The sequence below is a fragment of the Streptomyces sp. R44 genome (genome assembly GCF_041053105.1).
In the GTDB taxonomy this organism is placed as follows: domain Bacteria; phylum Actinomycetota; class Actinomycetes; order Streptomycetales; family Streptomycetaceae; genus Streptomyces.
In genome coordinates, this window is sequence record NZ_CP163444.1 from 804,446 (window position 1) to 817,014 (window position 12,569).

The window sequence follows — 12,569 nt, forward strand, 5'->3', positions numbered from 1 at the left end:
GCATGAGGGCACACCTCACTCCCGGCGATACACCGGCGCCCGCTTCTCGGCGAACGCCCTCGCCCCCTCCTTCGCGTCCGCCGTGTCGAAGATCGGCCACCCCCTCTTCAGCTCGGCGGCGAGTCCCTCCGTCTCGGTCAGCTCCGCCGTCTCGTAGACGGACGCCTTGACCGCCTCGACGGCCAGCGGCCCGCACGCGTTGATGCGTTCGGCAATGTCGAGGGCGGCCTCCAGGGCGGTGCCGTCGGGGACGACGCGGCCGACGAGGCCGATGGCGGCGGCTTCCTCGGCGCTGTACGGGCGGCCGGTGAGGAGCATTTCGAGGGCGTGGGTGCGGGCGATCTGGCGGGGCAGGCGGACGGTGGAGCCGCCGATGGGGAAGAGGCCGCGCCGGACCTCGAAGAGGCCGAAGGTGGCGGAGGCGGCCGCGACCCGGATGTCGGTGCCCTGGAGGATCTCGGTGCCGCCGGCGACGCAGTACCCCTCGACGGCCGCGATGACGGGCTTGCGGGGCCGGTGGTGGCGGAGCATCGCCTTCCAGTGCAGGTCGGGGTCGGCCTTGAGCCGGTCCCGGTACTGCTCGCCCTCCATGCCCTTCCCGGCGAGGGCCTTGAGGTCCATGCCCGCGCAGAAGGAACCGCCCGCGCCGGTGAGGACGATCGAGCGGACGCCGTCGTCGGCGTCGGCCTCCAGCCAGCCGTCGTACAGGCCGACGAGCATCGGCAGTGAGAGGGCGTTCTTGGCCTCGGGCCGGTTCAAGGTGAGGACGAGCGTGGCGCCTTCGCGCCGGACGCTGAGGTGTTCGGTGCCGCCCATGGGGGTCTCCCGTCTCCAGTTCTGGAACAGGTTGCAGGAGCCGGGGATCCAGTTCAATAGTTTTCTGACACTCAGTCAGATTCTTCTGCGCACCCCCTTCCCCCCGTGACCGGTCGGCGCTCTAATGACCGCCACGTCCGTGTGAACCAGCGAACCGGGGTCAGGAGGAACGGTGGAGTACAACCTTGCCGACCTGTTCGAATCGGTCGTCGACGTGGTCCCCGACCGCGAGGCGCTGGTGTACGTCGACCATCCCGGCACGGGCGCGGAGCGGCGGCTCACCTACGCCGGGCTCGACGCCGCCGCCAACCGGATCGCGCACCACCTGATCGACGCGGGCATCCGGCCCGGCGAGCACCTCGGACTCCACCTGTACAACGGCGTCGAGTACCTCCAGACCGTCCTCGCCTGCCTCAAGGCCCGGATCGTGCCGGTCAACGTCAACTACCGGTACGTGGAGGAGGAGCTCGTCTACCTCTACCGGGACGCCGACCTGGCGGCGCTCGTCTTCGACGCCGAGTTCACGGGCCGGGTCGCGGCGGCGCTGCCGCAGACGGAGAAGCTGCGGCACCTCGTGCGGGTGGGGACCCCGGACGAGGACGCCCCGGCGCTCGACTGCGTGCCGTTCGCGGAGGCGGAGGCCGCCGGGTCACCCGACCGCGGCTTCGGCCCCCGCTCCCCCGACGACCTGTTCATCATCTACACCGGCGGCACGACCGGCATGCCCAAGGGCGTGCTGTGGCGCCAGGAGGACCTGTTCTTCGCGGGCCTCTTCGGCGGCGACCCCTCGGGCGAGCCGGTGAAGCGGCCCGAGGAGCTGGCGGAGCGGGTCGCGGCCGGCGGCGCCGGCATCACCTTCTTCCCCGCGCCGCCGCTGATGCACGGGACGTCCACCCTCACCGCGTTCATCGCCCTCAACTACGGGCAGCGGGTGGTGCTGCACCGCAAGTACGTGCCCGAGGAGGTGCTGCGCACCCTGGAGAAGGAGAAGGTCTCCAGCATCTCCCTGGTGGGGGACGCGATGCTGCGCCCGCTCGTCGACGCGCTGCGCGGACCGCTCAGGGGCACCGACCTCTCGGCGCTCTTCAGCCTCTCCTCGTCCGGCGCGATCATGTCGGAGACGGTACGGGCCCAGCTCCAGGAGCTGATGCCGAACGTCCTGCTGCTCAACAACTTCGGCTCCACCGAGTCCGGTTCCAACGGGCGCGCCACCGACGACTCCGGCCCGGCCAAGGGCTTCCGGCTGCACGTCAACGAACGCACCCAGGTCGTCGACCCGGCCACCCGGATCCCCGTCGCACCGGGCGGGACCGGCCGCCTCGCCCAGCGCGGCCACGTCCCGCTCGGCTACTACAACGACCCGGCCAAGACCGCCGAGACCTTCTTCGAGCGGGACGGGGTGCGGTGGGTACTGCTCGGCGACATGGCGACCGTGGACGAGCAGGGCGTCGTGACCGTCCTGGGCCGCGGCTCGCAGTGCATCAACACGGGCGGCGAGAAGGTCTACCCGGAAGAGGTGGAACAGGCCCTGAAGTCCCACCCCGACGTGTACGACGCCCTGGTCGCCGGTGTGCCGGACGCGAAGTGGGGCAACCACGTGGCCGCCGTCGTCCAGCTCCGGACCGGGGCCGGGCCACTGGACCTGGAGGCCCTCCAGACCCACTGCCGCCAACAGCTGGCGGGCTACAAGGTCCCCCGCCAGCTGGTCCTCACCGACCGCATCCAGCGCTCGCCCAGCGGCAAGGCGGACTACCGCTGGGCCCGCGCGGTGGCGGTGGAGGCGGACGCGGATCGCCGCCCGAGGTGACACCGCCCGAGGTGACACCGCCCGAGGTTTCACCGACTAGAGCCCGAACTCCCGGATCGCGGCCAGGAATTCGGCCGGGCGGGCGTTGTGGATGAGGTGGCCCGTCTCGATCGTGACGAGGCGGGCGTCGGGGATGGCGGCGGCGAGGACGGAGAGCTGGTCCTGGGGGACGTGGCTGGTCGGACCGCCGGCGAGGACGAGGGTGGGGGCCGTGATCGCGGAGAGTTCTTCGCGCCAGGCCGGGTCCGGGGCGTTGAGCTCGGCGTCGGTGGTCGTGACGATGCCCCAGTCGAAGGGCAGGGGCCCCTCGGGGCGCTCGGCCACCGGGCGCGGCGGGTCGAGGGGGACGAAGGCCGGAGCCTCCTCAAGGACGAGGCGGCCGACGAGCCCGGGGGCGCGCTGGGCGAGGAGGTACGCGGCGGCGGCGCCCATCGAGTGGGCGACGACGGTGGCACCGGTGAGGCCGAGCGCCTTGAGGAAGCCGCCGAGTTCGTCGCGGAAGTCCTCGAAGCCGTAGGCGCCGGGGCGGTCGCTGAGTCCGTGGCCGCGCAGGTCCACCGCGTACACCCGGTGGTCGGCGGCCAGGTCCGCGCCGATCTCCGTCCAGGTCGTGCTGTCGTTGCCGCGGCCGTGGACCAGGACGACGGGCCGGGCGTCCTCGGGTCCGGCGACCCGGTAGGCGATCCGTACGCCGTCCACGGTGACCGTGGAGACGTCGGGGTCGAGGAAGGCGGCGAGCGGGCGGACGAAGGCGTCGGCGTCGTCGACCCAGGGGAAGTGTCCGGCGCCCGGCTGGACGACGAGCTCCGCGTGCGGGAAGAGGGCCGCGGCCTCGGCCGCCTTGGCGGGCGTCGGGCTCGCGTCGTACTCGCCCGCCAGGATCAGGACGGGTGCGGTGAGCGCGCCGAGCGCTCGGCGGGTCGGCTCCGGGTCGTAGGCGCCCTCGCCGTGGTAGGCGGAGGCGGCGTCCCAGTTGGTCTCGCGCCCGTTGGCCGCCGCGTGCTCCTGGGCGGCTGCGTCCCAGCGGCCGTACGCGAAGGGGGCGGCGATCTCGTGGACGCGCCGCAGCGGGGTGTCAGGGCCGATCGTGTCCAGCGCGGCCCTGGCCTCCGGGTACCAGGGCCGGTCGGCGAAGACCTCGACGGCCTTGTCCCATTCCTCGTCGGTGGTCCCGACGCCGAGGGCGCGCCCGAGGGAGGTGACGAGGACGAGGGAACGGATCCGCTCGGGGTGGGCGGCGGCGTAGAGGACGGCGAGGTTTCCGCCCGCCGAGTGGCCGAGGAGGTCGATCCGCTCCAGGCCGAGATGGACGCGGAGCGCCTCGACGTCGCCGACCTGGCGGTCGCAGCGGTACGTGCCGGGGTCGGCGGGTTCCGCGCTCGCGCCGGTGCCGCGGGCGTCGAGGAGGACGAGGGAGCGGTGGGCGGCGAGCCCGCCGAGGTCCCCGAGGTAACCGGCGTCACGCATCGGTCCGCCGGCCAGGCAGATCAGCGGTTCCCCCTCCCCCTGGACGCGGTAGGCGAGTTCGGTCCCGTCATATGTGGTGATCGTCGGCATGCCGCCGATCCTCACGGGTCCCGGTGGATCACCGCAATCGGTTTCGCCGTGAGCGCCATGGCGGGGAGCGGCGGGACGGCGGCGCGATACGGTGGAGGACCGTCCCCGAACTGCGAAGGAACCGTTCCACCGTGCCCGAGATCCGGGATTCCGCCCTGCGGGGCGACTGCGCGAACTGCTTCGGTCTGTGCTGCGTGGCGCTGCCCTTCGCCAAGTCGGCGGACTTCGCCGTGAACAAGTCGTCGGCCGAGCCCTGCCGGAACCTCCAGGAGGACTTCCGCTGCGGCATCCACACCCGGCTGCGGCCGAGCGGTTTCCAGGGCTGCACGGTGTACGACTGCTTCGGCGCCGGCCAGCAGGTCTCCCAGGTGACCTTCGGCGGCGTGTCCTGGCGCGAGGCGCCGGAGACGGCCCGGCAGATGTACGAGGTCTTCCCGGTGGTGCGCCAGCTGCACGAGCTACTGCGCTACCTCACGGAGGCCCTGGCGCTGCGGACGGCCCGCCCGGTCCACGGCGAGCTGCGGGCGGCGCTGGCCCGTGTCGAGGAGCTCACCGGGGCCACGCCGGACGCCCTGGAGAAGCTGGACGTGGCCGCGGTCCGCGCCGAGGTCAACCCGCTGCTCCTGCGGACGAGCGAGCTGGTCCGCGCCACGGCCGGCGGCCGTCCGAAGAGCCGGCGCGGGGCGGACCTGATCGGCAAGCGGCTGCGCGGGGCGAAGCTGCGGGGCACGGACCTGCGCGGGGCGCTGCTGATCGCCGCCGACCTGACGGGGGCGGACCTGTCGCTCGCGGACCTGATCGGCGCCGACCTGCGCGACGCCGATCTGTCGGGCGCGGACCTCACCGGCGCGCTCTTCCTGACGCAGCCCCAGCTGAACTCGGCGCGCGGGAACGCCGCGACGCGTCTCCCGGAGGGCTTCGACCGCCCCGCGCACTGGACGGCCTGACACCTACCGGGGCACGGTCACGACGATCTTGCCCACCTGGTGGCCGGCCTCCATGGCCTGGTGCGCGGCGACGATGTCGTCGAGCGCGAAGGTCCGGTCGACGGCCGCTTCGACGTACCCGGTGCGCAGCCCGGACTCGACGAAGGCGCGGGCCCGGCGCAGCCGCTCCGGGTCCCTCGTCGTCTCCGGCATCGTGTAGGTGCGGAGGGAGACGGCGGGCATTCCGAGCTCGAAGCCGGGGTACGGGGTGGGCAGCCCGCTCACGGCTCCGTAGACCAGCACGGTGCCGCCGGGGGCGACGGCGCTGACGAGGCCGGTGAGACCGGGTCCCGCGACGCCGTCGAAGGCGAGGTCGGCGCCGCGCCCGCCGGTGAGGTCCCGGACGCGCTCGGCGACGTCCTCCTCGTCGGTGACGATCACCTCGGCCGCCCCGGCCTTGAGCAGGGCGTCCTTCTTGGCCCGGGTGCGGGTGGTGGCGACGGGTGTGGCGCCGATGCGGTGCGCGGTCCTGATCGCGGCCAGTCCGACGCTGCTGGAGGCCCCGGTGAGGACGACGGTGTCGCCCGCGCGCATCCCGCCGACCTCGACGAGGCCGCCGTACGCCGTGACGTACGGCATCCACACGGCGGCACCCTCGACGGGGCCGAGCCCCTCGGGGCGGGGGACGAGGGAGGACGCGGGGACGATCGCGCGCTCGGCGTAGACGCCGTGGTCGTTCATGGAGAAGGAGGGCACGACGCTGACCGACTGCCCGGCCGTGAACCCGACCACGCCCTCTCCGACGGCTTCGACGACTCCGGCGGCCTCGAGTCCGATGCGGGCGGGGAAGCTTCGGGCGGGCTCGATGTAGGTGCCCGACCGGAAGAGCGCCTCGGCACGGTTGAGGCCGATGGCCTCCACGCGCAGCAGAACCTCACCGGGGCCCGGGTCGCCCACCTCCAGGTCCTCGATCCGGAGCACCTCCGGACCGCCGTACTCGTGGAACCGCACCGTCCTGGCCTTGCTCATCGGGCTTCCCCTCCCCGCTCGGTGACGGCGGCGGGCGGACCGCTCCGCCGCCGTGCCCCAGCCAAGCGCAAGGTTCGACCGCTGTCAAACTTCGACGGTCATGGAACTTTGACGCCTGTCGTACGATGCTCCCGGAGGCGACACGACGATGAGAGCAGAGACAGGCACCGGCCGACGGGACCGCGTCCCACCCCACCCCGACCTGGGCGAGATCGGCCTGCAGCAGGTCCTGGAGGCGCTGGTCGACCCGGTCAGGCGACGGATCGTCGCCGAGCTGTACGCGGCGGGCGAGGAGCTGGCCTGCGGGACCATCGAGCTCCCGGTCGGCAAGTCCACGGCCACCCACCACTTCCACGTCCTGCGCGAAGCCGGCCTCATCCGCCAGCACTACGCCGGCACCTCACGCATGAACTCCCTGCGCCACGAGGAGTTCGAGGAGCGCTTCCCGGGACTCCTGCGGGCCGTGGTGACCGCTCACGACCAGGGGTAGGCGACTCAGACCTCGTACACGTACGGCGTCGTGGTCGTCAGCGTCAGGAAGCCGAGGCGGTGGAGGATGGGGCGGCTGGTGTCCGCCGCGTCGACCTGGACGTAGCGGAAGCCCCGGGCGGCCGCGATCCGGGCGCGGTGGGCGACCAGGGCGCGGTAGAGGCCCCGGCCGCGCCAGCCCTCGACGGTGCCGCCGCCCCAGAGGCCCGCGAAGTCCGTGCCCGGGTACAGCTCCAGGCGGGCGGCGCTGACGGGCTCCCCGGCGGCGAGGGCGACGACGGCGGTGACCGTGTCGGGGTCGGCCGCGAGCCGGTCCAGAAGCTGGCGGCCGATGTCGGAGCTGTCGGTGCCGAAGGCGCGCTCGTGGACCTCGACCACCTGGCGGACCCCGGCCTCGTCGGTGACGGCGCGCAGCTCGACGCCCTCGGGGAGCGGGACCTCCCCGGGCAGGGCGGTGGCCGCCTCGGCGGCCATCAGGGTCTCGGGCTCCTCGGGGGTGAAGCCCGCCGCGCGGAGCCGGTCGCCGAGGTCGGCGGGGGTGTCGTGCCCGTACAGCTTCCACTCGAAGGACAGCCCGGCGGCGCCGTAGTGCCGGATCTGTCCGGCGATGGCGCGGTCGGCGTCCTCGGTGTCGACGCCGGACCAGAGGACGCCGTTCCACGCGTGCGCGGGGCCGGTCTGCCGGACGACGGCGCCGTCGCGCTCGACGCGGCAGCCGGGGCCGTCGGGGCGGGCCTCCTGCCGGAGCTGGAGGTCGTACAGGTCACGCAGGTGCTGGGGTTCCATGCCGGCCACTCCAGCATCGGTGTCCGGCGCCGGGCAACGGGTTTTGCCCGGCGCCGGACACCGGCCGTCATGCGCGCGGACGCACCTCGACGTTCTCGAGGATTCCGACCGCGTCGGGCACGAGGATGGCGGCCGAGTAGTAGGCGGAGACCAGGTAGGAGATGATCGCCTTCTCGTCGATGCCCATGAAACGGCAGTTGAGGCCGGGCTCGACCTCGTCGGGCAGACCGGTCTGGTGGAGGCCGATGACGCCCTCGTTGTTCTCGCCGGTGCGGACGGCGATGATCGAGGAGCTCTGCCGGTCGGTGACCGGGATCTTCCCGCAGGGCAGGAGGGGAACCCCGCGCCAGGCCGGCAGGTCACGTCCCTCGACGTCGACGGTGCCGAGCGTGAGGCCCCGCTTGTTGCACTCCTTGCCGAAGGCGGCGATGGCCCGGGGGTGGGCGAAGAAGTAGTCGGTGTCGCGGCGCATGCTGAGCAGGTCGTCGAGGTCGTCCGGGGTCGGCGGGCCCGAGTGGGTCTGGATGCGCTGGTCGAAGTCGGTGTTGTGCAGCAGCCCGAACTCGGGGTTGTTGACGAGCTCGTGCTCCTGGCGCTCACGGAGCTCCTGGATCGTCAGACGCAACTGCTGCTCGGTCTGGTTCATCGGCTGGTTGTAGAGGTCCGCGACGCGGGTGTGCACCTTCAAGACGGTCTGGGCGACGCTGAGTTCGTACTCGCGCGGCTTGAGCTCGTAGTCCGCGTACGCGCCGGGCAGGGCGGCCTCGCCGACGTGGCCGGCACTGAGCTCGATGGCGGCCTCGCCGGCCCGGTTGACGGGGCGGGGGTGGCCGTTCGAGCCGGCGTTCAGCACATGGTCGCGGAGGTTCCCGTGCTGCTCGGCGACGGCCAGGTAGGCGGTGCGGGGCAGTGCGAGGAGGGTGACGGCGGTGACGGCCTTGGCGGTGAAGTCCCAGGCCCCGTCCCCGGCGAGCACCTGTCCGCCGAAGGTGTCGCCGTCGCCGAGCCGCCCGAGGACGGTCTCGTCGCCGTACTGCCCGGTGCCGAGCTTCTCGATCTTGCCGTGGGCGATGAGGTAGACCTGGTCGGCCGGCCGGCCGGCGTGCACGACGACCTGGCCGGGCTCGAACTCCTGCTGGACGAAGCGGTCGGCGAGGGCGCCGAGCGCGGTCGGATCGTCGAAGCCGCGGAGCAGCGGGAGTTCGGCCAGCTCGGCGGGGATGACCTCGACCCGGGAGCCGCTCTTGACGAAGGTGACGCGGCCGTCGCCGACCACGTACGAGAGGCGTCGGTTGACCCGGTAGACACCGCCGGGGGTGTGGACCCAGGGGAGCTTGCGGAGCAGCCAGCGGGAGCTGATGCCCTGCATCTGGGGTTCGGACTTGGTGGTGGTGGCGAGGTTGCGGGCGGCCTTGGTGCTGAGGCTGAGCTGGACCTGGCGGATCTCGACGGCGGGCGGGGTGGCCGCGGGCTCGGTGTCGACCGACATGGGGGACTCGCTTTCCGGGGGGCTTGCGGACTCGCGTACGTGACTCTCCGCGTCCAGATGTAACGCACAGTGGTGTACGTCATCCGGGTGCGGCGCGGGCGGGCGGGAGCGCCGGACGGCGATGGCCGCCCCGCGAGCGCCCCGCGCGCTCCGCCGTCCGGGCGGCCGCACGGACGGGAAAAGTTCGCCCGCCCCCTTGCCAAGCCCCGGGTACCTCCGGTTTTACTGACCCGGAACGGATCAACCGAATGATCGGTAGTCCGTTTTACGACGGCATTGACGACGGCGGAGGTGCGGCGCGCATGACGGAACTGCTGGACAGCGGCGAACGGCTCGGACGCGAGGAGCTGGCGGCCCTCCAGCTGGAGCGGCTGCGCGCCACCCTGCGTCACGCGTACGAGAACGTGGACTTCTACCGGCGTTCCTTCGACGCGGCCGGACTGACCCCGGACGACTGCCGTACGCTCGCGGACCTGGCCCGCTTCCCGTTCACCGCCAAGTCGGACCTGCGCGAGCACTACCCCTTCGGCATGTTCGCCGTCGACCAGTCCAGGATCCGGCGGATCCACGCCTCCAGCGGCACCACCGGCCGGCCGACCGTCGTCGGCTACACCGAGGCCGACCTGGACATGTGGGCCGACGTGGTGGCCCGCTCCCTGCGCGCCGCCGGGGCGCGCCCCGGACACAAGGTCCATGTGGCGTACGGATACGGCCTGTTCACCGGGGGCCTGGGCGCGCACTACGGGGCGGAGCGCCTGGGGTGCACGGTGATCCCGGCCTCCGGCGGCATGACGGCCCGCCAGGTGCAGCTCATCCAGGACTTCCGGCCCGAGATCATCATGGTGACCCCCTCGTACATGCTGACGCTGCTCGACGAGTTCGAGCGGCAGGGCGTGGACCCCCGCTCGACCTCGCTGAAGGTGGGCGTCTTCGGCGCGGAGCCGTGGACGGAGGAGATGCGCAAGGAGATCGAGGAGCGGTTCGCGATCGACGCGGTCGACATCTACGGCCTGTCGGAGGTCATCGGCCCGGGCGTGGCGCAGGAGTGCGTGGAGACCAAGGACGGCCTGCACATCTGGGAGGATCATTTCTACCCGGAGATCGTGGACCCCTTCACCGGCGAGGTGCTGCCCGACGGCGAGGAGGGCGAGCTGGTCTTCACCTCGCTCACCAAGGAGGCCATGCCGGTGATCCGCTACCGGACCCGTGACCTCACCCGGCTCCTGCCGGGGACCGCGCGGGTGTTCCGCCGGATGGAGAAGGTCACCGGGCGCAGCGACGACATGATCATCCTGCGTGGGGTGAACCTCTTCCCCACCCAGATCGAGGAGATCGTGCTGCGCACCCCGGGCGTGGCCCCGCACTTCCAGCTGCGGCTGACCCGGGAGGGCCGGCTCGACCGGCTGACGGTGCGGGCCGAGGCCCGTCCGGACGCGACGCCCGAGGAGCGCGCGGAGGCGGCCCGGGCGGTCGCGGCGGCGGTGAAGGACGGGGTCGGGGTCTCGGTGGGCGTGGAGGTGGTCGACCCGGAGACGCTGGAGCGCTCGGTGGGCAAGATCAAGCGGATCGTGGACCTGCGCGAGGGCTGAGAGGGAGCGCCGGGCCCGGCCGCTGCGTAGCCTGGAGGGAGGAGGTGGTAGCGATGCTGTCGGACTCCCCCATAGCCGCGATCATTCCGGTCAAGGACTTGGCCCGGGCCAAGCAGTTCTACTCGGAGACCCTCGGACTTCCGCTCGTGAAGGAGACCCCCGAGGACACCAGGTACGAGTGCGGTGGCACGACGATCGGCCTGTACGAGACCCCGCTGGGCGGCGAGGCCGGCCACACGCTGGCGAGCTGGAAGGTCGACGACCTCGACGGCGAGATGAAGGAGCTGCGCGACAAGGGCGTCACCTTCGAGGACTACGACCTGCCCGGCATCAAGACGGTCGACGGCGTGGCCGAGACGGAGACCCTGCGCGGCGCCTGGTTCAAGGACACTGACGGCAACATCCTCTGCGTGGTGGAGGAGAAGGCTCAGGGCTGAGGGGCGAAGCGGTCCCTCAGGTCGCGCTTGAGGATCTTTCCGCTGGCGTTGCGGGGAAGCGCGTCCACCAGGAAGACGCGCTTCGGCGCCTTGAAGTGGGCGAGCTTCTCGCGTGCGTGGTCGAGGAGTTCGGCCTCGGTGACCTCGCCGCGCGGGACGACGACGGCTGTGACCGCCTCGATCCACCGGTCGTCGGGGAGGCCGATGACGGCCACCTCGGCGACCCCGGGGTGGGTGTAGAGCGCGTCCTCGACCTGGCGCGAGGCGACGAGCACACCACCGGAGTTGATGACGTCCTTCACCCGGTCGACGATCGTGAGATAGCCCTCGGCGTCGCGGACGGCGAGGTCGCCGGAGTGGAACCAGCCGCCCCGGAACGCCTCCTTCGTCTCGTCGGGCTTGCGCCAGTAGCCCTCGCAGAGCTGCGGGGAGCGGTAGACGATCTCCCCCGGGGTGCCGTCGGGGACGTCCTCGCCGTCCTCGCCGACGACGCGCGCCTCGACGTGGCGGACGGGGCGGCCGCAGGAGTCCATGCGGCCCTCGTGCTCGTCCGGGCCGAGGACGGTGGCGAGCGGGCCGATCTCCGACTGGCCGAAGCAGTTGTAGAAGGCGAGCTCGGGCAGCCGGGCGCGCAGCCGCTCCAGGACGGGTACGGGCATGATCGAGGCGCCGTAGTAGGCCTTGCGCAGGGCGGAGAGGTCGCGGGAAGCGAACTCGGGGTGGTTGGCGAGGGCGATCCACACGGTCGGCGGGGCGAAGAGGCTGTCGGCGCGGCCCGCCTCGACGAGGTCGAACAGGACGGCCGGGTCGGGTCCGTCGACGATGGTGTTCTCGGCGCCGACGGCGAGGTAGGGCAGCAGGAAGACGTGCATCTGCGCCGAGTGGTAGAGCGGCAGCGCGTGCACCGGGCGGTCGTCCTCGCTCAGGTCGAGGGCCTCGATCGCGCTGGCGTACTCGTGGGCGAGGGCGAGGTGGGTCATCACCGCGCCCTTGGGGAGTGCGGTGGTGCCCGAGGTGTAGAGCAGCTGGGCGACGTCGCGAGCATCGCGGTCGGTGAGGTACTCGTCCGGCTCGGCGAGGGCGTCGAGCAGTGAACCGGGCGCGTCCCGCAGCGCCTTGACCGCGAATCCCCCGGGGATCCGGTCGGCGAGGGCGGGGTCGGCGAGCACGAGGGAACTGTCCGACTGCTCCAGGAGGTACGCCAGGTCCTCGCCGGTCAGATGGTGGTTCACGGGTACGTGGATCAGGCCGGCCCGGGCGCAGGCGAGGAACGCGATGAGGTAGGCGTCCGAGTTGTGGCCGTACGTGGCGACCCGGGCGTACTCCGGCAGGGCGATCCCGTGCTCCGGCTCGCGCAGGACGGCGGCGGCCGTGGAGACGGCGGCGTCCAGCTCCGCGTACGTCCAGGTCCGGTCGGCGTAGCGGAGGGCGATCCGGTCGGGCACGCGCCGGGCGCTCGCGCGCAGGAAGCCGTCGACGGTGCGGCTCAGGAGTCGGTCCATGCGGTGATCCTCGGCGCGGAGCGGGCGGCAGGTCAAGTACCGCGCGGCGCGCCGTACATACCCGGACCTCGGATACCGAACGGGATGTTGACAAGGGGCCGTGCAACTGCGTGCATGGTCCAACCCGTCGTGCTCATCCGTC

Annotated in this window: 11 protein-coding genes; 5 read left to right on the forward strand and 6 right to left on the reverse strand. The window is 72.4% G+C overall.

Going from position 1 to position 12,569, the window contains the following annotated elements:
* Positions 1-15: 15 nt before the first annotated feature.
* Positions 16-816, reverse strand: a complete 801-nt coding sequence (locus AB5J54_RS03890) for a crotonase/enoyl-CoA hydratase family protein (RefSeq protein WP_369142459.1) — start codon at positions 814-816, stop codon at positions 16-18.
* A 172-nt stretch (positions 817-988) separates the two neighbouring features.
* Between AB5J54_RS03890 and AB5J54_RS03895 the strand changes: the two genes are divergently transcribed.
* The gene (locus AB5J54_RS03895) at positions 989-2,623 is read left to right on the forward strand and encodes an acyl-CoA synthetase (protein ID WP_369142460.1); all 1,635 of its coding nucleotides are present in this window, start codon (positions 989-991) and stop codon (positions 2,621-2,623) included.
* Positions 2,624-2,659: 36 nt separating this feature from the next.
* On the opposite strand, the gene AB5J54_RS03900 is transcribed toward AB5J54_RS03895, so the two are convergent.
* The gene (locus AB5J54_RS03900; RefSeq protein ID WP_369142461.1) at positions 2,660-4,180 is read right to left on the reverse strand and encodes an alpha/beta fold hydrolase; all 1,521 of its coding nucleotides are present in this window, start codon (positions 4,178-4,180) and stop codon (positions 2,660-2,662) included.
* Positions 4,181-4,311: 131 nt separating this feature from the next.
* Between AB5J54_RS03900 and AB5J54_RS03905 the strand changes: the two genes are divergently transcribed.
* The gene (locus AB5J54_RS03905; protein WP_369142462.1) at positions 4,312-5,127 is read left to right on the forward strand and encodes a pentapeptide repeat-containing protein; all 816 of its coding nucleotides are present in this window, start codon (positions 4,312-4,314) and stop codon (positions 5,125-5,127) included.
* 3 nt (positions 5,128-5,130) lie between these two features.
* Here the strand turns inward: AB5J54_RS03905 and AB5J54_RS03910 are convergent, their stop codons facing one another.
* A complete protein-coding gene (locus AB5J54_RS03910; protein ID WP_369142463.1) occupies positions 5,131-6,135 on the reverse strand; it encodes a zinc-dependent alcohol dehydrogenase family protein in 1,005 nt (334 codons plus the stop codon).
* Between the two features lie 148 nt (positions 6,136-6,283).
* Here AB5J54_RS03910 and AB5J54_RS03915 point away from each other — a divergent pair, with 148 nt between their 5' ends.
* Positions 6,284-6,625, forward strand: coding sequence for an ArsR/SmtB family transcription factor (locus tag AB5J54_RS03915; RefSeq protein ID WP_369142464.1), 342 nt, complete (start codon positions 6,284-6,286; stop codon positions 6,623-6,625).
* 5 nt (positions 6,626-6,630) lie between these two features.
* On the opposite strand, the gene AB5J54_RS03920 is transcribed toward AB5J54_RS03915, so the two are convergent.
* Positions 6,631-7,410: a GNAT family N-acetyltransferase gene (locus AB5J54_RS03920; protein ID WP_369142465.1), complete on the reverse strand. Its 780-nt coding sequence runs from the start codon at positions 7,408-7,410 to the stop codon at positions 6,631-6,633.
* 67 nt (positions 7,411-7,477) lie between these two features.
* Positions 7,478-8,899 carry a family 2B encapsulin nanocompartment shell protein gene (locus AB5J54_RS03925; protein ID WP_369142466.1) on the reverse strand — a complete coding sequence of 474 codons (1,422 nt, stop codon included), beginning with the start codon at positions 8,897-8,899 and terminating at the stop codon, positions 7,478-7,480.
* 302 nt (positions 8,900-9,201) lie between these two features.
* Between AB5J54_RS03925 and paaK the strand changes: the two genes are divergently transcribed.
* Positions 9,202-10,488 carry a phenylacetate--CoA ligase PaaK gene (gene paaK, locus AB5J54_RS03930; protein ID WP_369142467.1) on the forward strand — a complete coding sequence of 429 codons (1,287 nt, stop codon included), beginning with the start codon at positions 9,202-9,204 and terminating at the stop codon, positions 10,486-10,488.
* A 53-nt stretch (positions 10,489-10,541) separates the two neighbouring features.
* The gene (locus tag AB5J54_RS03935; RefSeq protein WP_369142468.1) at positions 10,542-10,925 is read left to right on the forward strand and encodes a VOC family protein; all 384 of its coding nucleotides are present in this window, start codon (positions 10,542-10,544) and stop codon (positions 10,923-10,925) included.
* Here AB5J54_RS03935 and AB5J54_RS03940 read toward each other — a convergent pair.
* A complete protein-coding gene (locus tag AB5J54_RS03940) occupies positions 10,916-12,427 on the reverse strand; it encodes a fatty acyl-CoA synthetase (RefSeq protein WP_369142469.1) in 1,512 nt (503 codons plus the stop codon). The two genes, AB5J54_RS03935 and AB5J54_RS03940, sit on opposite strands and share 10 nt — an antisense overlap.
* Positions 12,428-12,569: the final 142 nt, after the last annotated feature.

Bases quoted from the DNA above. Each gene is read 5' to 3' on its own strand.
- AB5J54_RS03890 (WP_369142459.1), bottom strand. From the start codon at position 816: ATGGGCGGCACCGAACACCTCAGCGTCCGGCGCGAAGGCGCCACGCTC.
- AB5J54_RS03900 (WP_369142461.1), bottom strand. From the start codon at position 4,180: ATGCCGACGATCACCACATATGACGGGACCGAACTCGCCTACCGCGTC.
- AB5J54_RS03910 (WP_369142463.1), bottom strand. From the start codon at position 6,135: ATGAGCAAGGCCAGGACGGTGCGGTTCCACGAGTACGGCGGTCCGGAG.
- AB5J54_RS03915 (WP_369142464.1), top strand. From the start codon at position 6,284: ATGAGAGCAGAGACAGGCACCGGCCGACGGGACCGCGTCCCACCCCAC.
- AB5J54_RS03920 (WP_369142465.1), bottom strand. From the start codon at position 7,410: ATGGAACCCCAGCACCTGCGTGACCTGTACGACCTCCAGCTCCGGCAG.
- AB5J54_RS03925 (WP_369142466.1), bottom strand. From the start codon at position 8,899: ATGTCGGTCGACACCGAGCCCGCGGCCACCCCGCCCGCCGTCGAGATC.
- paaK (WP_369142467.1), top strand. From the start codon at position 9,202: ATGACGGAACTGCTGGACAGCGGCGAACGGCTCGGACGCGAGGAGCTG.
- AB5J54_RS03935 (WP_369142468.1), top strand. From the start codon at position 10,542: ATGCTGTCGGACTCCCCCATAGCCGCGATCATTCCGGTCAAGGACTTG.
- AB5J54_RS03940 (WP_369142469.1), bottom strand. From the start codon at position 12,427: ATGGACCGACTCCTGAGCCGCACCGTCGACGGCTTCCTGCGCGCGAGC.